The following is a 24,474-nucleotide window of genomic DNA, read 5'->3' as shown; positions in this document are numbered from 1 at the left end:
CCCTCACCCTGAAAGGGCAAGGGGGCCTGTTTTATTCCAGGCACTTCCGGCGGCGCTAGCCGCGGCCTGGTGCTTCTGACAGCGTTCGATGATCGCGAACCGACGTACTGACAAACGCGATAACAAACAGGAGGGTAAACAACACCACAATGGTCGGCGCGGGGGCGCTGTCGAGATAAAACGACAACCACACGCCGCCCAGTGAACAGCTCACCGCAATGACCACTGCCAGCAACAGAGCGCTGACGAAGCGCCGTGTCAACAGCAGGGCGATTGCCCCCGGCGCGATCAGTAATGAAATCGACAGAATAATCCCCACGGCTTTTAGCGTTGCGACGATGGTCAGCGCAATCATGCACAGCAGCCCGTAGTGCAGCAGCCCGCAGCGCAGCCCGCTGGCCCTGGCCTGCTGCGGATCAAAGGCGTGCAACAGAAAATCGCGCCACTTCAGGCCGATAATTAAGGCGATGAGCAGCGCAATCAGCGACGTTTGTACAATATCATTGGCCGAAATACCCAGCATATCGCCAAACAAAATATGGTCGAGATGAACCTCCGACTGAATCGCGACGTACAGCACCAGACCCGCGCCGAACATCCCGGAAAACACAATTCCCATGATCGTGTCGCGCTTGATGCGACTGTTATCATCGAGGTAACCGGTGGCGATAGCGCAGAATAACCCGGCGATAAACGCGCCGATGGCGAAGGGGACGCCGACAATATAGGCCACCACGACGCCGGGAAATACCGCATGGCTCATGGCGTCGCCCATCAGCGCCCAGCCTTTCAGCACCAGGAACACGGAAAGCAGCGCACAGGGAACGGCGACAATCATTGCCACCAGTATGGCGTTAACCATAAAAGGAAACTGGAAAGGTTCAAGCAGCACGTTCAGCATGGGACCTCCTGGCGAGACGACGGCTGGCAAGCAGGCCGTGCTTCGGTGCAAAAACAAAAGCGACTAAAAACAGCAGCGTTTGCGCCACGACGATGATGCCGCCGGTCGCACCGTCCAGATAGTAGCTGATCCACGCGCCGAAAAAGCTGGTCAGGCTACCGATAGCCACGGCAATGAGCAGCAGGCGCGGGAAGCGGTCGGTCAGCAGCCAGGCGGTGGCGCCGGGGGTGACCACCAGGCAAATCACCAGAAATGCGCCGACGGTTTGCAGTGCCGCCACGGTACAGGCCGCCAGCAACGTGAAGAACAACAGTTTCAGCCCACGGGTATTGAGGCCAATTGAACGGGCGTGGTTCTCATCGAAAAAGGTTACCATCAGGTCTTTCCACTTCAGCAGCAGAATTACCATCGAAATAAAACCAATTGCCGCCAGTTGAATAATATCCTCCGGGGCAATGGCCAGAATATTGCCGAGAATAATGGTCTGGATATTCACCGACGTGGGATTCAGTGAAACCATAAACAGGCCGATGCCGAAAAAAGAGGAGAAGATCAGGCCGATAATCGCATCTTCTTTCAGCTTCGAGCGTTGATTGAGAAACAGCATACTGCCCGCTGCCAGCCCGCCGGAAAGAAAGGCGCCCAGCGCGAAAGGCAGGCCGAGCATATATGCTCCCGCCACGCCGGGTACGATGGAGTGGGAGAGGGCATCGCCAATCAACGACCAGCCTTTGAGCATCAGATAGCAGGAGAGAAACGCGCACACGCCTCCCACCAGCGCCGAGACCCACATCGCGTTCAGCATATACTGATAGCCAAACGGCTCCAGCAGCCAGTTCATTCCTTACCTCCCGCCACGCAGCGGCTAATAAACGGCCGCTCATCGTCGGTAATAATTTTCTCTTCCGCGCCGCTCAACACTACATGGCGCAGTACGCCGCTAAAAGCGATCTCAAGGTTTTCAGCGGTAAACGTGGTTTCCGTCGGGCCGCTGGCCAGCACGGTACCTTTGACCATCACCGTGTAGTCGCAGAATTCGCTCACCGAACCGAGGTTATGGGTCGAAACCAGCATGGTACACCCTTCATTGCGCAGCTCCCGCAGCAGCTCAATGATGCGCGCTTCCGTCTGCACATCGACGCCGGTAAAGGGCTCATCCAGCAGAATCACTTTCCCTTGTTGGGCGATCGCGCGGGCCAGAAACACGCGCTTTTTCTGTCCGCCGGAAAGTTCGCCTATCTGCCGGTGGCGATACTCGCTCATGCCGACCCGCGCCAGCGCGGCATCAACAATTTCATGGTCGCGTTTTTTCGCTCGTCGTAGCCAGCCCATATGGCCGTAGCGGCCCATCATCACCACGTCTTCCACCAGCACCGGGAAGGACCAGTCCACTTCTTCCGCCTGCGGGACATAGGCGACGAGGTTCTGGCGCAGGGCCCGGTTAACCGGCTGGCCGAGAATCGCAATATCGCCGCGCGCCACGTGAACAAAGCCCATCAATGCTTTAAACAGCGTCGACTTTCCTGAGCCGTTCACCCCGACCAGCGCGGCAATCGAACCGCGTGGGACGTTGAATGACGCATCCCGCAGGGCGGTATGCCCGTTACGCCAGGTCACGCTGACGTTGTTGACTGCGATCCCCGGTAGTGCGTCACTCATGATTGTTTCCTCAATCCGTCGTTGATGCCCTGGACGATGGTTTGCGTGGTGACGCGCAGCAGGTCGAGATAGGTCGGCACCGGGCCATCGGCGGCGCTCAGAGAGTCGACGTATAAAACGCCGCCGTAGTGAGCGCCTGCTTCTCTTGCCACCTGGCGCGCCGGTTTATCGGAGATAGTGCTTTCGCTAAAGATGGTCGGGATATGCTTTTTCTTCATCGTATCAATGGTTTTGCGCACCTGCTGCGGCGTGCCCTGTTGGTCGGCGTTGATTGGCCACAGGTAGAGTTCGCGCAGATCGTTGTCGCGAGCCAGATAGGAGAATGCGCCCTCACTGGTCACCAGCCAGCGTTTATCCTGCGGCAGTTTCCCCAGTTCCGCCTTCAGCGGTGCCATGGTCTGGCGAATTTTCTCTTTGTAAGTCTCGGCGTTGTGGCGGTAAGTATTGGCATTCTCAGGATCGTATTTCACCAGCGCGTCGCGGATATTGTCGACATAGATCAGGGCGTTATCTGCGGACATCCAGGCATGTGGGTTGGGTTTGCCGTTATAAGGCCCTTCGCTGATGCCCATCGGCTGAATGCCGTTGCTGACCACCACCTCTGGTACGCCGTTCAGGTGCTGATAAAAACGGGCGAACCACAGTTCAAGATTGAGGCCGTTGGCGAGGATCAACTGCGCGCCTTGTGCCCGCCTGATATCCCCGGGGGTCGGCTGATATTCATGGATCTCGGCACCGGGTTTAGTGATTGAACTGATGTCAGCCGCATCGCCCGCGACGTTTTGCGCCATGTCGGCGATGACGGTAAACGTGGTAATGACTTTAAATTTCTCTTTTGCCTGGACGGGGGCAATGGTCAGTAGCGCCAGAGTCGTGGCAAGCAGCAGATGTTTCAAAGGTGGCAGGTGCAGCATAGGATCCCTCACAGGTTGCAGGTTGCGATTAATTAATCATCATTTATAGCTTTTGCTATGTTATATAGCACAGGCTATTAGTAAATGAAAATGATTATTATTTAAATTCAAGGCAAATGGTTAGCATGAGAACAAAATCGTGCAGCAGACCAGATTCTGTCAGGGGAATGATGAAGAAGGCAGTGGAGGCGGTTTTTCTTAATTTTTTATTATATAACAATATGTTATTTGTTTAAGGCCATTTACTGAAGAGACGCTTAATGAAGCGTGCGCTTACCGACTTACAAGAGGCAGGAGGCTAATGCTGGTCAGTTAAGGGGCTGTCAGCCGTGTGTAGAGGCTGGCTGCTCGGTTCCGTTAATCGGTGGTTCTGGCGAAATCCCTATTCGGTTGCAAAACGCAGGAGATTTGAACCCACAGCCGCAGGGGAGTAACCGTTTCAGCCCAGGCTCACAGCAGGGGGGTTGGGCGCATCAAGGAAACCTGGCGGGAACGCAGGCGCGCATCCAGGACTGGCCGCCAGGACGGCGGCCAGAGGGCGGGTCGAGACAGGACGTCGAGTCCCGCCCGGTCCGCCAGATGAAGCCGGAGTGGAGCGGACCGCGCAGCGGCAGGTTTTCAGCGCAATGCCGGGGGTGCAGGGGGACGGGCGAAACGTCCCCCTGGCCGTTCACACGCAATGCATATGAAGAATATCCTCGTATTAACCGTGAACGGAACAGGCCACTGAATCCAATGGGGAAATTAAAAATGCGCCATTTTCACCAGAACCACCGAAAAAGCGAATGCCGTTAGTCAATGAAACAGACGACAACACCGATGACTCGCTTAACCGATTGGCATCAGAACAGGTGACGCTATTTTTTCATGTCGGGCAGCGAGTCTATCCAGTTCATCGCCAGCTGCGGCCACTCGGCGACGGGCAGACCTTTCGTTCCACGAATACCGAAGCCATGCTTGCCCTCGGCGAACAAATGCAATTCCGTCGGCACCTTGTGGGCGCGCAGCGCGTTGAACATGACCAGTGAGTTATCCACCGGTACCGAAGGATCGTCTACCGCATGCAGAATAAATGTCGGCGGCGTCTCAGGCGTCACATTCTGCTCCGGCGAATAACGGCGCTGTTGCTCTGCTGTCGGCGTATCGCCAATCAGCGCTTTGCGCGAGCCGCGATGGGCAATCGCCGGCTCCATGGAAATCACCGGGTACGCGAGTATGGCAAAATCTGGTCGCGCGCTCTGCTGGTCGATAGCATCGATGGCGGTGTAAACCGACGCGTTGTAGCGGGTCTCCAGGCTCGCTGCCACGTGCCCCCCGGCGGAAAACCCCATGATACCGATTTTATGCGGGTCGATATGCCACTCTGCGGCACGCGACCGCAGGGTACGCAACGCGCGCTGTACATCGGCCAGCGGAGCATCGCTGCCCTCCGTGTGACCCTCCGCGGGCATCCGATAAGTCATCACAAACAGGGTATAGCCTTGCGCATTAAATACCGGCGCAAGGTCGCTGCCTTCTTTATCCAGCACCACACGCTGATATGATCCTCCTGGCGTCACCAGCAGGGCGATACCGTTGGGCTTCTCTGGCGCATAAACGGTGATTGCCGGGGCGCGAATGCCGGTGACGGCGCGGTCAGGCAGCACGGGATTGTTACTGCGCTCCACGAGAGATTCAACCACCGGGCTGTGTTTCGCCCCGGGCGCTTCACCGCCGGGCCAGACTGAAAAGGTCGACAGGGAGGCGAATGCCGTCGGAGCAGACAAAAGCAGCATGATGGCCGCCGCCAGGGGTAAACGCGTCATAAGCATCTCCAGTAAGGAAAAGGCTTATTTATCATTGATGAGTAACAAGTATTGCGAGTGGCTTCACAGAACGCCGTTTCATTTAAATAGAAATGAAACGGCGTTCTGAATATTAATCAGGCGCGGGTGGCAATAAGAATGGCGGAAGCCTTAATCAGCGCGATGACACGGCTGCCCTGCGCCAGCTTCATCTCTTGCTGGCTTTCATTGGTGACCACGGCGATGATTTCAAAGCCCGCGTCGGCCTGAATATGCACGGTGGCGTTCACCGCGCCTTCTGTCACCTGGGTCACGCTACCGGTGAACTGGTTGCGGGCGGAAAACTTCAGACCACAATCTTCTGTCGCCAGCGTGACCCACGGCGCTTTAATCAGCGCAATGGCGTCTTTACCTGTCGCCAGACCCAACACTTCTTTGCTGCTGTGGGTGACGATCGCCACCAGCTTTGCGCCGCCCGCTAAAGTCAGTTCGATTTCGTCGTTGACTGCGCCAGTGGCGACCGCGCTGACTGTGCCGGCGAGTTGGTTACGTGCTGATACCGCCATAATGCCTCCGCTCAATGCGTTTAGAAATGACTCTCTGGTTATACCAGAACATCTTTGCTAATGCCCAGACGTTTCATACGGGAAAGTAATGTTGTGCGTTTTAATCCCAGTCGTTGGGCCGCGCCTTTCGGCCCGGCAACCACGCCGTTGCTCTCTTTCAGTACCCGGACAATCAGCTGGTATTCGTCCTCTCCTTCTTTTGCTGCTACCTCCGCTGTCAGCGGCGCCTGCTCGATACTTATTTCCGGTAGTGATAATTGCAGCACGTTGCCGCGGGTCAGCAGCACCGCCCGTTCGATAACGTTCTCCAGTTCGCGCACATTACCCGGCCACTCCATACGGCTGAGGGTACGCAACGTTTCCGCCGGAATGCTGTCGATATTGCGCCCAAGACGGCGGGCGATTTTAAAGGTGAAGGCTTTCACCAGTAACGGAATATCGTCCGGGCGTTCGCGCAACGGCGGCAGGTGGATCGGAAAGACGTTCAAGCGGTAGTAGAGATCGCTACGGAATTCACGATTGGCGACCATCTGCTTAAGGTCGCGGTTAGTCGCGGCGATCAGGCGGACATCGGTGTGAATCAGCTTATTGCTACCGAGGCGTTCGAACTCCTGTTCCTGTAATACGCGCAGCAGTTTCGGCTGCAGTTCCACGGGCATGTCGCCGACTTCATCAAGGAACAGCGAACTTTTATCCGCCAGTTCGAAGCGGCCAATGCGCTGGGCGCTGGCGCCGGTAAAGGCGCCGCGCTCGTGGCCAAAGAGATCGCTTTCCAGCAGTCCGGCGGGCATGGCCGCGCAGTTCATTTTCACCATCCGGCGGCTGTTGCGGCCGCTCAGGTTATGAATGGCGCGAGCAATCAGCTCTTTACCGGTCCCGGTTTCGCCAAGGATAAGCACCGTGCTGTCGCTGTGCGCCACCATCTCGACCTGCTTAAGCACGCGATGCATCGCTTCGCTGCGGCCAATGATTTCGCCAAATTCGCTCTCGACGTTATTGAGCTGTTCAGTCAACGCGAGGTTCTCATCCACCAGACGCTCTTTCAGGCGCTGAATCTCACGATAGGCGAGGGCGTTATCAATGGCGATTGAGACCCGTTCGGCAATCTGCCGCAACAATTTGAGGTTGGTGGTGGTGAATACTTTTTCATCGCACTGCGCCAGCTTCAGCACGCCAAGCAGCGTGTTGCCGGACATCAACGGCAACAGGCACAGGGTCTGGATTTTGTTGTCCCATATTTCAAAGAGCATTTTTTCGTACGGCGCCAGCCGGTCATAATCTTGCAGATTGAGCAGCAGCATTTCTTTGCTCTTAAATACCCGCTCGGTCAGGGTTCCGGCTTCATCCACCTCGCTTTGATCGTGCACCGGATGGTCGGCGTCAAGATAGTGGGTGGAGTAGATATTGAGCTTGCCTTTACGGTTGCTGCGCAGCACGACGCTGATGGCGTCAATGCGGAAATAATGATAAATCTCCTTCGCCACTTCGCTGACCAGCTCATCGATATCCAGCCGCGAGAGTACGGCATTGGTGATCGCCACCAGAATGCGAAAATTATCGCGCTCACGACATAGCAGATTGTAATCGCTGTTATTGCTGACACGGCTCTGGATTTGCTCGGTCACCACGGCAATGATTTGCGTAAAGGTGTGCAGCCGCTGGTACTCTTTTTCCGTCCACGGTTGGTCGGCATTGCGTATAAATTCGCAGCCGCCGAAGATGCGGCCCTCCGCCGCCAGCGGCAGCAGGCAGTAATAACCAAATGTGGGGTAGAGTCCGCTGCTGGCCAGCTGCGGCCAGGTTTCGGCAAAAGTCGCCCTGTCGCAATACAGCGCATCCGGTCGCGACAGCAGGCGTCGTACCGGACCGTTGGCAAGGACGGTTTCGTCTTCGTAGTTTAGCGGGTGCCCGGCTTCGTCGCAGGCATGCCGGACCGCACGATGGTTACCGGGATGCCATAAAATAATTGCCGCCCGGTCGGCGAGCGCGGACTGTTGCACCAGACGGGTTAACGTTTCGCTCAGCGCAGCCAGATCCGGCTGCTGTAATAACGTGCGGGTGATATCAAACAGGCCCTGCTGCCCAAGATCGCCCATTGGTGTATACGACATTGCTTAAGCCCAAAAGCACCGCAAAGCAGCGCGTAATAAAGTGATGATACAAATAAGAGCCTATCCCATTAGGGCTATTTTACTTGTCATTTTGAACCTGGGCAGTGCTCAGAATCCTCACGTACTACGTGTACGCTCCGGTTCTTCCGCGCTGGCCGTGTTCAAACTGTCTGCGCCAATAACGCCTACAGGGATAGGCTCTAATAGTCTGTTAAATTAAGCGGTCATTGCCGCCGTAAACCGATCCGTGGTGGCCCGATGATTTGGGCTGGATAATGAAGCGGTGAGCCAGGCGGGTTTTCACCCTTGCTATTCTATCCGTGCCGTGCATTCCTCCTCACCCTCTCCCTGAAGGGGCGGGGGGAGCAACAATGTGTTCTTTAGTTTTCCATAACAAGTCGTTGAGATAATGCTACCCGGACGGGCACAACGCGTCGCCTCCGGGAAATCGCCATACATTGTTAACAAATTCGCGGCAACGGCTCGGCGTGGGGAAGATCAAGGGTGCGCTTCACACCGTACAGGCCGATGGCGCGCACGCCCGGACGTTCCACAACATCGCCAACGATCGCCGCATTGCGCCCCAGCGGGTGAGCGCGTAAACGCGCCAGCACGTTTTCCGCAGCGTGCCGGGCGGCGACAATCACCAGCTTGCCCTCATTGGCAAAATTAAGCGCATCCAGCCCGAGGAGTTCGCATACGCCGCGTACGGTATCGTTGATCGGCAGATTTTGTTCATGCAGTTCAATCCCGCAGCCGCTGGCGGCGGCAAACTCATGAGCGACTGCGTTAACGCCGCCGCGGGTCGCATCGCGCAGCGCCTTGACCCCGGGGATGTCGCGCAACGTTTGAATCAGCGGTGTCAGCACCGCGCAATCGCTGGACAGCGCACCGTCCAGCCCCATCTGCTCGCGCAGATTAAGAATCGTTGCCCCGTGATCGCCAAGCGTACCGCTGACCAGCAGCACGTCGCCGGCGCTAATTTGTTGGGCGCCCCAGTGAATGTCTGCCGGGATCGCGCCGATCCCGGCGGTGTTAATAAACAGTTTATCCGCCGATCCCCGCGGCACCACTTTGGTATCGCCGGTGACAATCGCGATCCCGGCTTCCCGTGCGGTCTGCGCCATGCTATCGACGACCGCTTCGAGCGTGGCTATCGCCAGCCCCTCTTCAAGAATAAACCCGCAGGAGAGGTAGCGCGGCAGCGCGCCGCTCACCGCCACGTCATTCGCTGTGCCGCATACCGCCAGCTTGCCGATATTGCCGCCGGGGAAAAATAGCGGATCGATAACATAACTGTCGGTGGAAAAGGCGAGACGATCGCCCTGCGCGGTAAGCCCGGCGAGATCAAGCCGCGCCTGATCTTCCAGTTCCGCCAGCCAGGGGTTGGCGAAAGCCTGCATAAACAGGTCGCCGATCAACTGTTGCATCGCCTGACCGCCGCTACCGTGAGCTAACTGGATGCTTTTCATACTTCGATTTCCTGACTGCGATATTGATACCAGGCGGCGCAGGCCCCTTCCGAGGAAACCATCAGCGCGCCAAAGGCGCTTTGCGGATTGCAGGTACTGCCGAACAGCGAGCACTGGTGCGGCTTACAGCGGCCGGTCAGCACCTCGCCGCAGCGGGCGCGCGGGTCATCGCAAACGCGCTGCGGTGCCGGGCGGAAATGCGCCTCGGCGTCAAAACGCTGATACGCGGGCATCAGACGGACGCCAGAGTTGTTAATCACGCCCAGACCTCGCCACTCGCTGTCGCCGCTGAGGCAGAACACATCGGCGATGACCGACTGCGCCAGTGGATTGCCCTCATCAGGCACCACCCGGCGATACTGGTTTTCCACCTCACTGTGCCGCGCTATTGTCTGCTCAACCAGCATCACCGCGCCTTGCAGTAGATCAAGCGGTTCGAATCCCGCCACCACTAAAGGACGATGATAGTCGCTGGCGATAAACCCGTAGGCTTCGGTGCCAATAACCATGCTGACGTGACCGGGGGCGAGAAAAGCATCGATCCCGTTATTCGGCTGATCGAGCAGGCTGCGCAGGGTCGGCAGCAGAGTGATGTGCTGGCAGAAAAAGTAAAAATTAGCCACATCGCGCTCGCGGGCCTGACGCAGCGTGAGGGCGGTGGCGGGCATAGTGGTTTCGAAACCGAGACCGAAGAAGACTATTTCATGGTCGGGATTTTGCTGCGCCAGCTTCAGGGCATCCATTGGCGAATAGACGATACGCACGTCGGCCCCGCGTGATTTCGCCTGCAACAACGAACCGTTTTTTCCCGGCACGCGCATGGCGTCGCCAAAGGTGCAGAAAATGACGCCCGGACGGCTGGCGATATCGATACAGGCGTCAATGCGTCCCATCGGCAGTACGCACACCGGGCAGCCGGGGCCGTGGATAAATTCGATATTTTCCGGCAACAACTGGTCGAGGCCGAATTTAAAAATGGCGTGAGTATGGCCGCCGCACACTTCCATAATGCGCAGCGGGCGTTCGGCGGTATGCGTCAGCAGGCGGGCCCGCTTGCGAAGGTGTTCCACCAGTTGCATTACCTGCTCCGGAGCGCGGTATTCATCAACAAAACGCATTTACCGCTCCTCGCCGTAGAGCAGCGCGCCGACGTCCGGCTCGACGGCAAACATGTTTTGCAGCGCGTCAAGGGTATCGCGGGCTTCAGCTTCATTAATCACGCTCATGGCGAAACCGACGTGCACCAGCACCCACTGGCCCAGGCGCGGCTGGCCCTGGTCATCGACCGGGCCGACCAGAGTGAGATCGACTTCGCGCTGAATGCCGCACACGTCCACCTTTGCCAGATTGCCGTCAATGGCGCGAATTTGTCCCGGAACGCCTATGCACATCGCTGCGCCTCCAGCCAGTTAAGCCACTGGTCCATGCCTTCCCCGTGGGTGGCGGAAAGAAGAATAATGTCAATATCCGGATTCACCTCCCGGGCACAGGCCAGACATTTTTCCACATCAAAGGTGAGATACGGCAGCAGGTCGACTTTATTGAGCAGCATCAGGCTGGCGGCGGCGAACATATGCGGATACTTCAGCGGCTTGTCTTCCCCTTCGGTCACCGACAGCACTGCCACCTTATGGCGCTCGCCGAGGTCGAAATCTGCCGGGCATACCAGGTTGCCGACGTTTTCGATAAACAGAATGCCGTTGTCATCCAGCGGCAGGCGCGGCGCGGCATCGGCGATCATCTGGGCGTCAAGATGGCAGCCTTTACCGGTGTTGACCTGAATGGCCGGCGTGCCGGTGGCGCGGATGCGCGCGGCGTCGTTGATCGTCTGCTGATCGCCTTCAATGACCGCACAGGGGGTTTTTTCTTTCAGCCGTAGCAGGGTTTCCGTCAACAGGGTCGTTTTGCCGGAGCCGGGGCTGGAGACCAGATTCAGCACCAGCTGGTTTTTGGCGGCGAAGCGCGCGCGGTTGCGGGCGGCCAGACGGTTGTTTTTATCCAGCACGTCGATTTCCACTTCCAGCATGCGTTTCTGGCTCTGACCCGGCGCATGACTACCCGCTTCGCCGTGACCGTAGTGCAGATCGCCGTTTTCAGTACGCTCAGGGGTGAAGTCATCACGTTTTATGCCGGTAATATTCATCATCTGACGCGGGGCGGCCGCGAAGGGGGCGCTGCGAAACGCCGAATGCGGGTTATGTTCGTCGCCTTCTATATAAAGGTTGCCTTTCCCACAGCCGCAAGTCGTACACATAGTTTTGCTCCTGGTCTGTCCCGTCATATTTCGTATTGTCGCTTTGTTGGCCGCGCCTGGCGCTGCGAGACAACCGAATTACCCGGGAATCACTTCTATTCGCTGAATCTGTAAACCCTCGTCCGCCACAATCTGCAACCGATCGCTCTGACACTGTGGACAGCGGCGCACGTGCTGCGAGATAAGCTGCACGTACTGCTGGCAGGATTCACACCAGCATTCAGCCTGTTGTTCGGCGATATGCAGTTCGCAGCCTTCCGCCAGCGTGCCGCGGCACACCAGTTCAAAACAGAAGGTCAGCGCGCTGGCTTCCACGCAGGAAAACGCCCCAACTTTTAGCCACACGCCGGTAACCCGACGTGCGCCAGCCTGCTGCGCCTGCTGTTCGATAATTTCCAACGCCCGCTGGCTAAGCGTGATTTCGTGCATGATGCCTCCGTATCGCGATGGCCCATCTATGCAATAACGATGCCATCTCACCGCTACTGTCGACTGACTGACGATGACGACCGTCAGGTATCGTCATCGTCATGTCTTCTTAACGCATTGTTGTGATTAAATTTATTAAATATCAATTAATTACAATTTGGCATGGAAAGTGCTTAACCGGTGCGACTCATATCTCGGGGGAACCAGGATGACTATTTGGGAATTAAGTGAAAAGGCGGACTACATCGCCGATCGTCACCGCCAGCATCAGAAGCAGTGGCACACCTACTGCAGCTCGCTGGTCCAGGGGATAACCCTGTCGAAAGCGCGTCTGCATCATGAAATGAGTTGTGCGCCAGATAGCGAACTCTGCTTCGTACTGTTTGGCCACTTTCAGGTCTACGTGGCGCTGGCCGAGGGCTTTAACAGCCATACCATCGAATATTACGTGGAAACCCGGAACCGCGCTGACAGGCAGTTGATTGCCCGGGCAACGCTGGACTCCGATGGCACCATTGATGGCCGTATCAGTAACCGCGATCGCGAACAGGTACTCGAACACTATCTGGCGACGATCGCCACCGTGTATGACCGCCTGTATGACGCGATGGAACAGGACCAGCCGGTGGATTTAAGCCGTCTGACGCTGGCCCGTTAATCGCCAGGTGTCGATAAGTGTCGAAATTGACACTTACGTAGCCTGTTTTCGTCAAAAATGACTTTCACCTGAGGATGACCCGGTGAACCGTTTTGTAATTGCTGACTCCACCGTTTGTATCGGCTGTCGTACCTGCGAAGCCGCCTGCGCTGAGACTCACCGCCAGCAGGGACTGCAATCTGCGCCCCGCTTGCGGTTGATGCGCAATGAAAAAGAATCCGCGCCGCAGATGTGCCACCACTGCGAAGATGCGCCCTGTGCTGTCGTATGCCCGGTCAACGCGATTAATCGCGTCAATGGCGCGGTACAGCTCAATGAAAGCCTGTGCGTAAGCTGCAAGTTATGCGCAATCGCCTGCCCGTTCGGCGCTATTGCGTTTTCCGGCAGCCGTCCGCTGGATATTCCGGCTAATGCCAATACGCCGATGGCCCCCGCCGCGCCACCGGCCCAGTCCCGCGTCAGCGCTTTGCTCGATTGGCTGCCGGGCGTGCGTGCCGTCGCCGTCAAATGCGACCTGTGCCATTTCGATGAACAGGGCCCGGCGTGTGTACGGACCTGCCCGACCAAAGCGTTGATGCTGGTGGATATTCGTGATATCGCCCAGGCCAACAAGCGTAAGCGGCAACTGGCCTTTCATACCGACTTCGGCGATCTGTCGCGGTTTCAGGCGCAACAAGGGGATGTGAAATGAGTGTGATTGCCTTAGTGAATCAGGCGGTGGTCTGGTACGCCGCCAGCGCGGTGCTGGCGTTTCTGTTCACGCTGCGTAAACCGCTGAGCGGCGCGATTGCCGGGGTGGGCGGCGCGGTCGCCAGCGTCATGCTGGCGCTGGCGGGCGGAACGGCGCTGTTGATGCCGGAGCACGGAGACGACGGCATGTTGCAGATGCTGCATCTGAGCATTCGGATTGGCGGCGTCAACGCCCTGTGGCTGCTGGCGATTGGCCTGTCGGCGCTGCCGATTTCCCTGTTTAATATTTCCTGGCATCGCCACCCGCAGGTGAAGGCTAACGGCCTGCTGGTGAACCTGCTGCTGGCTGCCGCCGCCAGCGCGGTGGTTGTCACTAACTTTGGCGCGCTGGTGGTGATGGCGGAGATTATGGCTCTCTGCGCCGCTTTCCTTACCGGCTGCCCACAGTCCGGCAAACTGTGGTTTGCGTTGGGGCGGTTTGGCACTCTGCTGCTGGCCTGGAGCTGCTGGCTGGTCTGGTCGTTCTACGGCACGCTTGAACTGGCGCAGATTACGCAACTGGCGATGGACGCTCCGCAAAACGCGCTGCTGTGGCTGCCTGGGCTGATCGGTTTTGCGCTGTTGGCCGGTGTTATCCCGCTCCACGGCTGGGCGCCGCAGGCCCATGCGGGCGCCAGCGCCCCGGCCGCCGCGCTGTTCTCCACGGTGGTGATGAAGGTTGGCCTGTACGGCATTCTGACGGTGTCGCTGGCCGGGAGCGTGCCGCCGCTGTGGTGGGGCGTGATGTTGCTGGTGCTGGGAATGATCACCGCATTCGTCGGCGGATTGTACGCACTGATGGAGCACAATATTCAGCGGCTGCTGGCGTACCACACTCTGGAAAACATCGGCATTATTCTGCTCGGTTTCGGCGCCTTCGTCACCGGCATCGCCAGCCATAACCCGGCGCTGATGGCGCTGGGCTTTATTGGCGGTATGTATCACCTCATCAACCATAGTTTGTTTAAAACCACGTTGTTTCTCGGCGCGGGGGCGGTGTGGTTTCGCACCGGCCATCGCGATATCGAAAAACTCGGCGGGATAGGCAAGAAAATGCCGCTGATTTCGCTTTCCATGCTGGTGGGCCTGATGGCGATGGCTGCGCTGCCGCCGCTGAATGGTTTCGCCGGAGAGTGGGTTATCTATCAGTCTTTCTTCCGGATGAGCACGGGCGAGGTGTTTATTGGTCGTCTGCTTGGGCCGCTACTGGCGACAGGCCTGGCGGTGACCGGCGCGCTGGCGGTGATGTGTATGGCGAAAGTCTATGGCGTCGCTTTCCTTGGTGCACCGCGCAGCCCGGAGGCGGAGAACGCGACCTGCGCGCCGCGGCTGATGACCTTTAGCGTGGCGCTGGCCGCCATCTGCTGCGTGATTGGCGGAGTCGCCGCGCCGCTGCTGTTACCGCTTGTCGGGCGCGTTTTCCCGGCTCATGCTGAGGCTTCAAGCGTGGTTTCCCAGCCGCTGATAGCCCTCCTGCTCATTGCCTGTCCGCTGTTGCCGCTGCTGTTGATGCTCTTCTTTAAAGGCGATCGTCTGCCTGCCCGCACGCGCGGCACGGCCTGGGTCTGCGGCTACAACCATGAGAAATCGATGGTTGTTACCGCCCACGGTTTCGCCATGCCGGTGAAAGAGGCTTTTGCGCCGGTTTTTAAACTGCGTCACTGGTTGCATCCGGCGCGTCTGCTCCCCCGCTGGCAACGTACCGCCGCGCCCGTACGGATTTCCGGCTGGCAGAGCGATTCCGCGCCTGCGCTGTTTCGCGGCGTAGCGCTGGTTGAACTGGCGGTGCTGGTGGTGATTATGATTTCCCGAGGAGCCTGAAAATGAACCTGGTGATTGCATTCTTGCAGGCTCTGGCGCTGTTCGCCGCCGCGCCGTTGCTGTCTGGCATTACCCGCGTCGCCCGCGCGCGTCTGCATAACCGCCGCGGTCCGGGCGTTTTGCAGGAGTATCGCGACCTGATCAAACTCCTCGGGCGGCAGAGCGTGGCGCCCGCGGATTCCGGCTGGGTCTTTCGTCTGATGCCGTACGTGATGGTCGGCGTGATGCTGACTATCGCCACCGCGCTGCCGGTGGTGACAGTGAGGTCGCCGCTGCCGCAACTGGGCGATCTGATCACCCTGATCTATCTGTTCGCTATCGCTCGCTTCTTCTTCGCTATTTCCGGCCTTGATACCGGTAGCCCGTTTACCGCGATCGGCGCAAGCCGCGAGGCGATGCTCGGCGTACTGGTGGAGCCCATCCTGCTGCTCGGCCTGTGGGTGGCGGCGCAGGTGGCCGGTTCCACGCACATCAGCAATATCACCGACACGATTTACCACTGGCCGGTAGCGCGCAGCATTCCGCTGATGCTGGCGCTGTGCGCCTGCGCATTCGCCACCTTTATCGAGATGGGCAAACTGCCGTTTGATCTGGCGGAAGCGGAGCAGGAGTTGCAGGAAGGCCCGCTGACCGAATACAGCGGCAGCGGCTTCGCGGTGCTGAAGTGGGGGATCGGTCTCAAACAACTGGTGGTATTGCAGATGTTCGTCGGCGTGTTTATCCCGTGGGGACAGATGGAGACCTTCAGCGCGAGTGGACTGCTGCTGGCGCTGGTACTTGCCGTCGTCAAGCCGATTGTCGGCGTGCTGGTGATTGCCCTGTTTGAAAACAGCATGGCGCGCCTGCGCTTTTGCGCCGTTTCCCGCGTCACCTGGGCCGGGTTTGGTTTTGCCTTTTTAGCCTTCGTCTCCTTGCTGGTGGCGTGATTTAAGAGAGTTTGAGCATGTCTGAAGAAAAAATCGGTCAACACTATCTTGCCGCGCTGCATCAGGCCTTTCCCGGCGTGGTGCTGGATGAAGCCTGGCAGACCAAAGATCAGCTGACCCTCACCGTGAAGGTGAACTATCTGCCGGAAGTGGTGGAATATCTCTACTATCAGCAGGGCGGCTGGCTGTCGGTGCTGTTTGGCAATGACGAACGTAAACTCAACGGTCATTATGCCGTTTACTATGTGTTGTCGATGGAACAGGGGACGAAATGCTGGATCACCGTGCGCGTGGAGGTGGACGCCAGTAAAGCGGAATATCCGTCGGTGACGCCACGGGTGCCCGCAGCCGTGTGGGGCGAGCGTGAAGTTCGCGATATGTATGGCCTGGTACCGGTCGGCCTGCCTGACGAACGCCGCCTGGTGCTGCCGGACGACTGGCCGGATGAACTCTACCCGCTGCGTAAAGACAGCATGGATTACCGCCAGCGCCCGGCGCCAGTCGTCGATGACGAAACCTACGAATTTATCAACGAACTGGGTGACAAGAAAAATAAGGTGGTGCCGATCGGCCCGCTGCACGTCACTTCTGATGAACCGGGCCACTTTCGTCTGTTTGTCGACGGCGAAAACATTATCGACGCCGACTACCGTCTGTTCTATGTCCATCGCGGTATGGAGAAACTGGCGGAAACCCGTATGGGCTACAACGAAGTTACCTTCCTGTCGGACCGCGTGTGCGGCATCTGCGGCTTTGCCCACAGCACCGCGTATACCACCTCCGTTGAAAACGCGATGGGCATCGTGGTGCCGGAACGCGCGCAGATGATCCGCGCCATCCTGCTGGAAGTTGAGCGCCTGCATTCGCACCTGCTGAATCTCGGCCTGGCCTGTCACTTCACTGGTTTTGATTCTGGCTTTATGCAGTTCTTCCGCGTGCGTGAAACGTCGATGAAAATGGCGGAGATCCTGACCGGGGCGCGTAAAACCTACGGGATGAACCTGATCGGCGGGATTCGTCGCGATCTGCTGAAAGCGGACATGATCCAGACCCGTCAACTGGCGCAGCAGATGCGCCGGGAGGTGCAGGAGCTGGTGGATATGCTGCTCAGCACGCCGAACATGGCGCAGCGAACCGTCGGTATTGGTCGCCTCGATCCGGAAATCGCCCGTGACTTCAGTAACGTCGGGCCGATGGTGCGCGCCAGCGGCCACGCCCGCGATACCCGCGCCGATCACCCGTTTGTCGGCTATGGCCTGCTGCCGATGGAAGTGCACAGCGAGCAGGGCTGTGACGTCATCTCCCGTCTGAAAGTGCGTATCAATGAAGTCTACACCGCGCTGAATATGATCGACTTCGGTCTCGATAACCTGCCGGGCGGCCCGCTGATAGTCGAGGGCTTCACCTATATTCCGCATCGCTTTGCGCTGGGCTTTGCCGAAGCACCGCGTGGGGATGATATCCACTGGAGCATGACCGGCGACAACCAGAAGCTGTACCGCTGGCGCTGCCGGGCGGCGACCTACGCCAACTGGCCGACCCTGCGCTATATGCTGCGCGGTAACACGGTCTCCGACGCGCCGCTGATCATCGGCAGCCTCGACCCTTGCTACTCCTGTACTGACCGTATGACCGTGGTGGATGTGCGTAAGAAGAAGAGCAAAGTGGTGCCGTACAAAGAACTTGAGCGCTACAGCATTGAGCGTAAAAACTCGCCGCTGAAATAAGGAATCGCCATGTTTACCTTTATCAAAAAAGTCATCAAAACCGGGGCGCCGACGTCGTCGTATCCGCTGGAGCCGATTGCGGCCGATAAACACTTCCGCGGCAAACCGGATCATAACCCGCAGCAGTGCATTGGCTGCGCCGCCTGCGTCAATGCCTGTCCGTCGAATGCGCTGACGGTTGAAACCGACCTCGCTACCGGCGAACTGGCATGGCAGTTCAACCTCGGGCGCTGCATCTTTTGCGCCCGCTGCGAGGAAGTGTGCCCGACGGCGGCGATTACGCTCTCGCAGGAGTATGAGCTGGCGGTGTGGAAAAAAGAGGATTTCCTTCAGCAGTCGCGTTTCGACATTTGCCGCTGTCGGGTATGCGAACGGCCGTTCGCCGTGCAAAAAGAGATCGACTACACCATCGCGTTACTGAAGCACAACGGGGACACCCGCGCTGAGCGCCATCGCGAAAGCTTTGAAACCTGCCCGGAGTGTAAGCGCCAGAAATGCCTGCTGCCGTCCGATCGTATTGAACTGACCCGCCATATGAGAGAGGCCTGCTGATGAGCAACTTATTAGGCCCGCGCGATGAAAATGGCATTCCGCTACCGATGACGGTGGATGAGTCCATCGCCAGCATGAAAGCATCGCTGCTGAAGAAAATTAAGCGTTCCGCCTACGTCTACCGCGTGGACTGCGGCGGCTGCAACGGTTGTGAAATCGAAATTTTCGCTACTCTGTCGCCGCTGTTTGATGCCGAACGTTTTGGCATCAAAGTGGTGCCGTCGCCGCGACATGCGGATATTTTGCTGTTTACCGGGGCGGTGACGCGCGCGATGCGTTCGCCGGCGCTGCGCGCCTGGCAGTCCGCGCCGGACCCGAAAATCTGCATTTCGTACGGCGCCTGCGGTAACAGCGGCGGTATCTTCCACGATCTTTATTGCGTCTGGGGCGGTACCGACAAAATTGTGCCGGTGGATGTGTATATTCCCGGCTGCCCGCCGACGCCCGCCGCAACGCTGTACGGCTTCGCGATGGCGCTGGGTCTGCTGGAGCAGAAGATCCACGCCCGTCTGCCGGGCGAGCTGGACGAACAGCCAACCGGGCTTCTCCACCCGGAGATGGTGCAGCCGCTGCGCGTGCGTGTCGACCGCGAAGCGCGTCGTCTGGCAGGGTATCGCTACGGTCGGCAGATTGCCGATGACTATATGCGCCTGCTGGGGCTGGGCGATCATCAGGTGGCGCGCTGGCTGGAAGCGGAAAGCGATCCGCGTCTGACGGAAATCGTCACCCATCTTAATCAGGTGGTTGAGGGAGCGCGTATCCGATGAGCGAGACGGTGGTGTTCAGTCAGCTGAGCCGTAAATTTATTGATGAAAACGACGCCACGCCTGACCAGGCGCAGCAGGTGGTTTATTATAGCCTGGCGATTGGCCACCACCTCGGCGTTATCGACTGTCTGGAGGCGGCGCTAAGCTGTCCGTGGGAGGCGTATCTGGCGTGGATTGCCACTCTGGAAGAGGGCAGCGTCGCGCATCGTAAAATGGCCGGTGTGCCGAAGTATGGCGAGATCGTCATCGACAGTAATCATGTGTCGATGCTTGCCCATGCCTTCGATAAAGCGCTGGTCAGGCAGACCCCTGAGCAGCAGGCGTGGAGCAAAACGATGCTCAGTATGCTGCATGATATTCACGAGGAGAGCGCGATTTACCTGATGGTGAGGAGACTCCATGACTGATGTTTTACTCTGTGTCGGCAATAGCATGATGGGCGATGACGGCGCGGGCCCGCTGCTGGCGGAAATGTGCGCCGCGCAGCCTAAAGGCAACTGGGTTGTTATTGACGGCGGTAGCACCCCGGAAAACGATATCGTCGCCATTCGCGAATTGCGCCCGGATCGCCTGTTGATCGTCGATGCTACCGATATGGGGCTGAATCCCGGCGAAATCCGCATCGTTGACCTGGACGATATCGCCGAGATGTTTCTGATGACCACCCACAATATGCCGCTGAACTACCTTATCGATCAGTTGAAAGAGGATATCGGCGAGGTGATTTTCTTAGGCATTCAGCCAGATATCGTCGGTTTTTATTATCCGATGACGCAAGCGATTAAAGACGCGGTTGAGGTGGTTTATCAGCGTCTTGAAGGATGGCAGGGGAATGGTGGATTTGAGCAGTTGGTTGCTGAGGACGAGGAGTAGGCGTCGTTTGTGATGCCGGATGGCGCTAACGCTTATCCGGCCTGCATACGGCGCGTTTCTTGTAGGCCGGGTAAGGCGAAGCCGCCACCCGGCACACTATGTTTACGCCAGATCTTCCCCGTTACTCGCAATCACTTTCTTGTACCACCAGAATGACTTCTTGCGCTTACGCGCCAGCGTACCCTGACCCGCATCGTCGCGGTCAACGTACACGAAGCCGTAACGCTTGCTCATCTCACCGGTAGAGGCGGAAACCAGGTCGATACAGCCCCAACTGGTGTAGCCTATCACCGGAATGCCGTCTTCAATAGCATCGCCCATCGCTTTAATATGCTCGCGCAAATAACTAATGCGATAGTCATCGTTAATCTCACCGTTGGCGTCAATCTCATCGCGCGCGCCGAGACCGTTCTCCACAAGAAACAGTGGCTTCTGATAGCGGTCATACATCATATTCATGGTAATGCGCAGACCGAGTGGGTCGATACCCCAGCCCCATTCGCTGGCCTGAATATACGGGTTCTTCAGCGACTTGACGATATTGGCGGCGTTGGTGTTACTGGCGTTCATCTCCGCCGAAGCGCAGCGGGAAGCGTAATAGCTGAAGGAGACGAAATCGACGGTATTGTGCAGAATCTCATCATCGCCCGCTTCTTTGACGAGGGTTACCCCTTTCTCGCGGAATACCCGCGCCGCCCACACCGGGTACGCGCCGCGCGCCTGGACATCGATAAAGAGCAAATTCTCGCGATCTTTCTCCAGCGCCATCCATACGTCTTCCGGCTTACAGGAGTATGGATAGAAATTGCCGCCCGCCAGCATACAGCCGACCTGATTTTGCGGGTTCACCTCGTGGGCGATTTTGGTGGCTAAGGCGCTGGCCACCAGTTCATGGTGTGCGGCCTGATATTTCACCTGATCCTGATTCTCACCCTCTGCAAACACCAGACCGGCCCCGGAGAACGGACTATGCAGCATGATGTTGATTTCATTGAAGGTAAGCCAGTATTTGACTAAACCGTCAAAGGCTTCAAAACAGGTGCGGGCGTAGCGGGTGAAAAACGCCACCATTTTACGATCGCGCCAGGAGCCGTATTCAGTCACCAGATGCATCGGCACGTCGAAGTGGCACAGCGTCACCAGCGGCTCAATATTGTACTTTTTGCACTCTTCGAACAGCGAGCGATAAAAGGCGATCCCTTCCTGATTTGGCTCCAGCTCATCGCCCTGCGGAAACAGACGGCTCCAGGCGATGGAGGTGCGGAAGACGCTGAAACCCATCTCCGCCAGCAGGGCGATATCCTCTTTATAACGATGATAAAAATCGATGGCCTCGTGGCTCGGGTAGAACTCATCGTCGCGCAGTTCGAATCGCTTCTCCAGCCCCAGCTTAATCGGCAGGCGGTGAGCGCCGTGGGGAATGGTATCGACGGTGGTCAGTCCCTTACCGCCCTCCAGATATGCTCCTTCAGACTGGTTGGCGGCCAGTGCGCCGCCCCATAAAAATCCCTGTGGAAAAGTCGCCATGCGTTACCTCGTTAATAAAATTGTGTTCAGGCGTGTGATGCCAGGGGGCTGGCCTGGCGCTGTCTGGCATCGGCAGCGGCCTCTTCAGGCGGAATATCTTCGAAACCGAGTATCAGCGTCAGAATGAAAGACAGTACGATAGCCAGCGCCATAACGCCAAAGACCCAGACGATGGTCATCGGATTGGCCGGATCGAAGAACTGAACGCTGGTAAACAGGCCCGGCGCCGCCATTGAGTGGCTGGCGAGCCCGGCAATTCCGGCTACTGCGCCGCAGACAAAGCCGCTGATCAGGCTGGCGATCAGCGGGCGCTTGAGACGCACCGCCACACCGTACAGCGCCGGTTCGGAAATCCCTGCCAGAATCGCGGAGGCCGCCGCCGCCAGCGCCGTCTGCCGCAGTTCCGGGTTTTTGGTTTTCCACGCCACCGCCAGCGATGAGCCGCCCAGCGACAGGTTTGCGCCGATTTCCGACGGCATCACCATACCTTCTTTACCGGTTTCGGCAATGGTTTGAATGATCGTCGGCGTAAAGACGCGGTGCATCCCGGTCATCACCAGCAGCGGCCACAACGCGCCCATAATGGCTACCGACAGCCAGCCCAGATAACTATGAATTGTATAAACCAGCGCGGAGATGGCGCTACCGATCCAGATCCCAAGCGGGCCAATCAGCAGAATCGCCAGCGGGGCGGCAATCAGCACGATGAGCATCGGTTTAAGGAAGTTTTTGGTTACTGCCGGGGTAATACGGTCGACCCAGCGTTCGATGTAAGAGAGACACCAGGTCATTACCAGTGCCGGGATCACGGTGTAGGTATATTTCACCGCTGTCACCGGAATAAAGGCAAACTCAACGTGCTCGCCCTGGGCGGCTTTCGCCATCAGATCGATAAAGCTCGGGTGCACCAGTACCCCGGCGATGGCAATCGCCAGCGACATATTGGTTTTGAATTTTACCGCCGCGGAAGCCGCCACCATCAGCGGCAGGAAGAAGAATGCACCGTCGCCAATCACCGTCAGAATGGTCAGGGTTGGCGCGCCTTTTGGCAACACGCCGGTCATTTCGAGGATCATCGCCAGCAGTTTGACCATCGATCCGCCGATAATGGCTGGGATCAGCGGTGACATGGTACCGATCAGCGCGTCGAGGATCCCGGCGCCGATGCGTTTTAACGTGACGGGCGGTTTACCCTGTGGTTCAGCAGGGCGCAGATCCCCCGGCAGCAAGGCCACCACTTCACGGTACGCCTGGGAGACGGTATTGCCGATGATCACCTGGCACTGGTTATCGCTGCGCACCACGCCGAGTACGCCTTTCAGTCCCTTCAGGGTGGCGCTATCGACCTGTTGGTTGTCTTTGACCACGAAGCGCAGGCGCGTCATACAGTGAGTGACGGCGGTGACGTTATCCACGCCGCCAATCGCCACGATAATTTGCTGCGCCAGGGCGGCATAATTTTTAGACATCGGATTTTATCCTGTTTATCAATGGGGTACTGGCCTGTCGCCGCGCGGTAGAACAGCGCGGCACCATGCATATATAGGAAACCGGTTCCACAAAATCATGATTAGTTTCATTTTCATCAGCAAGAGTTAAAAAAAGAAAATATTAATTTTGTGATTTTGATCGCTTTGTAAGCGCAGGCGGGATGGGGGCAAATGCTGAAAAAACACCGCAGGTGCAGTACACTGCGGGCAACATTGGCAACAGGAATAACCACATGGCAACGATGCTGGAGGTAGCGAAGCGCGCGGGGGTATCGAAGGCCACCGTTTCGCGGGTTCTCTCAGGGAATGGCTATGTCAGCCAGGAGACCAAAGATCGCGTATTCCAGGCGGTGGCTGAAAGCGGCTATCGGCCTAATCTGCTGGCGCGCAATCTGGCGACCAAAAAGACCCAGACCCTCGGGCTGGTGGTGACCAACACCCTCTATCACGGCGTCTATTTTAGCGAGCTGCTCTATCATGTGGCGCGGATGACCGAAGATAAAGGGCGGCAGTTAATCCTCGCCGACGGCAAGCACAGCGCGGAGGAGGAGCGGGAAGCGATCCAGTATCTGCTCGATCTGCGCTGTGACGCGATTATTATCTATCCGCGCTTTCTCAGCGTTGATGAGATGGATGAGATCATTGAGGATCATAATCAGCCTATTATGGTATTGAACCGCCGTCTGCGCCGTAACGCCAGCCACTGCGTCTGGTCCGATCAAAAAGCCTCGGCGCAGATGGCGGTAGAAAAGCTGATTGCGCTTGGGCATCGCGATATCGCTTTTATTACCGGTTCGCTGGATTCACCGACCGGGGTCGAGCGCCTCTCCGGCTATAAGGACGCGCTGGCCCGTCACGGTATTGCCCTGAATAGTGATTTGATCGTCGAAGGGCGCTGGACGCCGGAAACCGGCGCGGCAGGGGTGGAGACGCTGCGCCAGCGCAATGCCAGCTACAGCGCGCTGGTGGCGAGTAATGACGATATGGCGATTGGCGCGATGAAACAACTGCATCAGCTTGGCGTTAAGGTGCCGGAGCAGGTGTCGGTGGTGGGGTTTGACGATATTGTGCTGGCCCCGTTTATGGTGCCCGCGCTCTCCAGCGTTAAAGTGCCGGTAACGGAGATGATTAAAGAGAGTATTAACCGCCTGATATTTATGCTCGATGGCGGGGATCTGAAATATCAGCAAACCTTCCCCGGCGCGCTAATGGAACGCGGCTCCATTATTCCCGGACCCTTTGCCTGACGTCGTCATCTGTCATCGTCACAACTGACGATGACAGTCTTTTATCGGTTTATTTCCTTTATTATCA

General features: G+C 57.7%; 24 protein-coding genes. 10 read left to right on the top strand and 14 right to left on the bottom strand.

Annotated features, from left to right (window positions below):
* Nucleotides 1-55 precede the first annotated feature (55 nt).
* The 12 genes from FE839_RS05315 to hypA form a co-directional block, all read right to left on the bottom strand.
* Nucleotides 56-901, bottom strand: a complete 846-nt coding sequence (locus FE839_RS05315; RefSeq protein ID WP_138359797.1) for a metal ABC transporter permease — start codon at nt 899-901, stop codon at nt 56-58.
* Nucleotides 882-1,742 carry an iron/manganese ABC transporter permease subunit SitC gene (gene sitC, locus FE839_RS05310; RefSeq protein ID WP_138359796.1) on the bottom strand — a complete coding sequence of 287 codons (861 nt, stop codon included), beginning with the start codon at nt 1,740-1,742 and terminating at the stop codon, nt 882-884. The genes FE839_RS05315 and sitC overlap by 20 nt, the downstream gene beginning before the upstream one ends.
* A complete protein-coding gene (locus FE839_RS05305; protein WP_138359795.1) occupies nt 1,739-2,560 on the bottom strand; it encodes a manganese/iron ABC transporter ATP-binding protein in 822 nt (273 codons plus the stop codon). The genes sitC and FE839_RS05305 overlap by 4 nt, the downstream gene beginning before the upstream one ends.
* Entirely contained in the window at nt 2,557-3,474 is a 918-nt protein-coding gene (locus tag FE839_RS05300) for a metal ABC transporter substrate-binding protein (RefSeq protein ID WP_138359794.1), read from the bottom strand. Before FE839_RS05300 ends, FE839_RS05305 begins: the two co-directional genes overlap by 4 nt.
* An 857-nt stretch (nt 3,475-4,331) precedes the next feature.
* Nucleotides 4,332-5,279 (bottom strand): alpha/beta hydrolase, encoded by a 948-nt coding sequence (locus tag FE839_RS05295; RefSeq protein WP_138359793.1) that lies wholly within the window; start codon nt 5,277-5,279, stop codon nt 4,332-4,334.
* A gap of 116 nt (nt 5,280-5,395) precedes the next feature.
* Nucleotides 5,396-5,824, bottom strand: a complete 429-nt coding sequence (locus FE839_RS05290) for a TOBE domain-containing protein (protein WP_138359792.1) — start codon at nt 5,822-5,824, stop codon at nt 5,396-5,398.
* Between the two features lie 38 nt (nt 5,825-5,862).
* Nucleotides 5,863-7,935 (bottom strand): formate hydrogenlyase transcriptional activator FlhA, encoded by a 2,073-nt coding sequence (gene flhA / locus FE839_RS05285; RefSeq protein WP_138359791.1) that lies wholly within the window; start codon nt 7,933-7,935, stop codon nt 5,863-5,865.
* A 461-nt stretch (nt 7,936-8,396) separates the two neighbouring features.
* Nucleotides 8,397-9,407, bottom strand: a complete 1,011-nt coding sequence (gene hypE / locus FE839_RS05280) for a hydrogenase expression/formation protein HypE (protein ID WP_138359790.1) — start codon at nt 9,405-9,407, stop codon at nt 8,397-8,399.
* Entirely contained in the window at nt 9,404-10,525 is a 1,122-nt protein-coding gene (hypD, locus tag FE839_RS05275; RefSeq protein ID WP_138359789.1) for a hydrogenase formation protein HypD, read from the bottom strand. Before hypD ends, hypE begins: the two co-directional genes overlap by 4 nt.
* Nucleotides 10,526-10,798 (bottom strand): HypC/HybG/HupF family hydrogenase formation chaperone, encoded by a 273-nt coding sequence (locus FE839_RS05270; protein ID WP_138359788.1) that lies wholly within the window; start codon nt 10,796-10,798, stop codon nt 10,526-10,528.
* Entirely contained in the window at nt 10,789-11,661 is an 873-nt protein-coding gene (gene hypB, locus FE839_RS05265; RefSeq protein WP_138359787.1) for a hydrogenase nickel incorporation protein HypB, read from the bottom strand. The genes FE839_RS05270 and hypB overlap by 10 nt, the downstream gene beginning before the upstream one ends.
* Nucleotides 11,662-11,739: 78 nt before the next feature.
* Nucleotides 11,740-12,090: a hydrogenase maturation nickel metallochaperone HypA gene (gene hypA, locus FE839_RS05260; RefSeq protein ID WP_138359786.1), complete on the bottom strand. Its 351-nt coding sequence runs from the start codon at nt 12,088-12,090 to the stop codon at nt 11,740-11,742.
* 208 nt (nt 12,091-12,298) lie between these two features.
* On the opposite strand from hypA, the gene hycA reads away from it, so the two are divergent.
* The 9 genes from hycA (at nt 12,299) to hycI (ending at nt 20,143) form a co-directional block, all read left to right on the top strand.
* Nucleotides 12,299-12,748 carry a formate hydrogenlyase regulator HycA gene (gene hycA / locus FE839_RS05255; RefSeq protein WP_138359785.1) on the top strand — a complete coding sequence of 150 codons (450 nt, stop codon included), beginning with the start codon at nt 12,299-12,301 and terminating at the stop codon, nt 12,746-12,748.
* Nucleotides 12,749-12,830: 82 nt separating this feature from the next.
* Nucleotides 12,831-13,439, top strand: a complete 609-nt coding sequence (locus FE839_RS05250) for a 4Fe-4S dicluster domain-containing protein (RefSeq protein ID WP_138359784.1) — start codon at nt 12,831-12,833, stop codon at nt 13,437-13,439.
* Nucleotides 13,436-15,298: a formate hydrogenlyase subunit 3 gene (gene hycC, locus FE839_RS05245; protein WP_138359783.1), complete on the top strand. Its 1,863-nt coding sequence runs from the start codon at nt 13,436-13,438 to the stop codon at nt 15,296-15,298. Before FE839_RS05250 ends, hycC begins: the two co-directional genes overlap by 4 nt.
* Nucleotides 15,299-15,300: 2 nt before the next feature.
* Nucleotides 15,301-16,224 (top strand): respiratory chain complex I subunit 1 family protein, encoded by a 924-nt coding sequence (locus FE839_RS05240; RefSeq protein ID WP_138359782.1) that lies wholly within the window; start codon nt 15,301-15,303, stop codon nt 16,222-16,224.
* 17 nt (nt 16,225-16,241) lie between these two features.
* Entirely contained in the window at nt 16,242-17,951 is a 1,710-nt protein-coding gene (gene hycE, locus FE839_RS05235) for a formate hydrogenlyase subunit HycE (RefSeq protein WP_138359781.1), read from the top strand.
* 9 nt (nt 17,952-17,960) lie between these two features.
* Nucleotides 17,961-18,503, top strand: a complete 543-nt coding sequence (locus FE839_RS05230) for a formate hydrogenlyase complex iron-sulfur subunit (RefSeq protein ID WP_138359780.1) — start codon at nt 17,961-17,963, stop codon at nt 18,501-18,503.
* Nucleotides 18,503-19,270 carry an NADH-quinone oxidoreductase subunit B family protein gene (locus tag FE839_RS05225; protein WP_138359779.1) on the top strand — a complete coding sequence of 256 codons (768 nt, stop codon included), beginning with the start codon at nt 18,503-18,505 and terminating at the stop codon, nt 19,268-19,270. Before FE839_RS05230 ends, FE839_RS05225 begins: the two co-directional genes overlap by 1 nt.
* Entirely contained in the window at nt 19,267-19,677 is a 411-nt protein-coding gene (locus FE839_RS05220; RefSeq protein ID WP_138359778.1) for a formate hydrogenlyase maturation HycH family protein, read from the top strand. Before FE839_RS05225 ends, FE839_RS05220 begins: the two co-directional genes overlap by 4 nt.
* Nucleotides 19,670-20,143 (top strand): hydrogenase maturation peptidase HycI, encoded by a 474-nt coding sequence (gene hycI, locus FE839_RS05215; RefSeq protein WP_138359777.1) that lies wholly within the window; start codon nt 19,670-19,672, stop codon nt 20,141-20,143. The genes FE839_RS05220 and hycI overlap by 8 nt, the downstream gene beginning before the upstream one ends.
* A 102-nt stretch (nt 20,144-20,245) precedes the next feature.
* Here hycI and FE839_RS05210 read toward each other — a convergent pair whose 3' ends face one another.
* Together FE839_RS05210 and ascF are read right to left on the bottom strand one after the other, a co-directional pair.
* Entirely contained in the window at nt 20,246-21,670 is a 1,425-nt protein-coding gene (locus tag FE839_RS05210) for a 6-phospho-beta-glucosidase (RefSeq protein ID WP_138359776.1), read from the bottom strand.
* A gap of 26 nt (nt 21,671-21,696) precedes the next feature.
* Nucleotides 21,697-23,139 (bottom strand): PTS cellobiose/arbutin/salicin transporter subunit IIBC, encoded by a 1,443-nt coding sequence (gene ascF, locus FE839_RS05205; RefSeq protein ID WP_138359775.1) that lies wholly within the window; start codon nt 23,137-23,139, stop codon nt 21,697-21,699.
* A 254-nt stretch (nt 23,140-23,393) separates the two neighbouring features.
* On the opposite strand from ascF, the gene FE839_RS05200 reads away from it, so the two are divergent.
* The gene (locus tag FE839_RS05200) at nt 23,394-24,407 is read left to right on the top strand and encodes a LacI family DNA-binding transcriptional regulator (protein WP_138359774.1); all 1,014 of its coding nucleotides are present in this window, start codon (nt 23,394-23,396) and stop codon (nt 24,405-24,407) included.
* The last annotated feature ends 67 nt before the right edge of the window (nt 24,408-24,474 follow it).

Origin of the sequence: Klebsiella indica (assembly GCF_005860775.1) — a bacterium.
Classification (GTDB): domain Bacteria; phylum Pseudomonadota; class Gammaproteobacteria; order Enterobacterales; family Enterobacteriaceae; genus Klebsiella; species Klebsiella indica.
This window is presented reverse-complemented; position numbering and strand designations above follow the sequence as displayed.

Bases quoted from the DNA above. Each gene is read 5' to 3' on its own strand.
- FE839_RS05295 (WP_138359793.1), bottom strand. From the start codon at position 5,279: ATGACGCGTTTACCCCTGGCGGCGGCCATCATGCTGCTTTTGTCTGCT.
- ascF (WP_138359775.1), bottom strand. From the start codon at position 23,139: ATGTCTAAAAATTATGCCGCCCTGGCGCAGCAAATTATCGTGGCGATT.
- FE839_RS05210 (WP_138359776.1), bottom strand. From the start codon at position 21,670: ATGGCGACTTTTCCACAGGGATTTTTATGGGGCGGCGCACTGGCCGCC.
- hypA (WP_138359786.1), bottom strand. From the start codon at position 12,090: ATGCACGAAATCACGCTTAGCCAGCGGGCGTTGGAAATTATCGAACAG.
- FE839_RS05315 (WP_138359797.1), bottom strand. From the start codon at position 901: ATGCTGAACGTGCTGCTTGAACCTTTCCAGTTTCCTTTTATGGTTAAC.
- FE839_RS05305 (WP_138359795.1), bottom strand. From the start codon at position 2,560: ATGAGTGACGCACTACCGGGGATCGCAGTCAACAACGTCAGCGTGACC.
- hypB (WP_138359787.1), bottom strand. From the start codon at position 11,661: ATGTGTACGACTTGCGGCTGTGGGAAAGGCAACCTTTATATAGAAGGC.
- hycC (WP_138359783.1), top strand. From the start codon at position 13,436: ATGAGTGTGATTGCCTTAGTGAATCAGGCGGTGGTCTGGTACGCCGCC.
- FE839_RS05220 (WP_138359778.1), top strand. From the start codon at position 19,267: ATGAGCGAGACGGTGGTGTTCAGTCAGCTGAGCCGTAAATTTATTGAT.
- FE839_RS05240 (WP_138359782.1), top strand. From the start codon at position 15,301: ATGAACCTGGTGATTGCATTCTTGCAGGCTCTGGCGCTGTTCGCCGCC.
- FE839_RS05230 (WP_138359780.1), top strand. From the start codon at position 17,961: ATGTTTACCTTTATCAAAAAAGTCATCAAAACCGGGGCGCCGACGTCG.
- FE839_RS05200 (WP_138359774.1), top strand. From the start codon at position 23,394: ATGGCAACGATGCTGGAGGTAGCGAAGCGCGCGGGGGTATCGAAGGCC.
- FE839_RS05225 (WP_138359779.1), top strand. From the start codon at position 18,503: ATGAGCAACTTATTAGGCCCGCGCGATGAAAATGGCATTCCGCTACCG.
- flhA (WP_138359791.1), bottom strand. From the start codon at position 7,935: ATGTCGTATACACCAATGGGCGATCTTGGGCAGCAGGGCCTGTTTGAT.
- FE839_RS05300 (WP_138359794.1), bottom strand. From the start codon at position 3,474: ATGCTGCACCTGCCACCTTTGAAACATCTGCTGCTTGCCACGACTCTG.
- FE839_RS05290 (WP_138359792.1), bottom strand. From the start codon at position 5,824: ATGGCGGTATCAGCACGTAACCAACTCGCCGGCACAGTCAGCGCGGTC.
- hycE (WP_138359781.1), top strand. From the start codon at position 16,242: ATGTCTGAAGAAAAAATCGGTCAACACTATCTTGCCGCGCTGCATCAG.
- hycA (WP_138359785.1), top strand. From the start codon at position 12,299: ATGACTATTTGGGAATTAAGTGAAAAGGCGGACTACATCGCCGATCGT.
- hycI (WP_138359777.1), top strand. From the start codon at position 19,670: ATGACTGATGTTTTACTCTGTGTCGGCAATAGCATGATGGGCGATGAC.
- sitC (WP_138359796.1), bottom strand. From the start codon at position 1,742: ATGAACTGGCTGCTGGAGCCGTTTGGCTATCAGTATATGCTGAACGCG.
- hypD (WP_138359789.1), bottom strand. From the start codon at position 10,525: ATGCGTTTTGTTGATGAATACCGCGCTCCGGAGCAGGTAATGCAACTG.
- FE839_RS05270 (WP_138359788.1), bottom strand. From the start codon at position 10,798: ATGTGCATAGGCGTTCCGGGACAAATTCGCGCCATTGACGGCAATCTG.
- hypE (WP_138359790.1), bottom strand. From the start codon at position 9,407: ATGAAAAGCATCCAGTTAGCTCACGGTAGCGGCGGTCAGGCGATGCAA.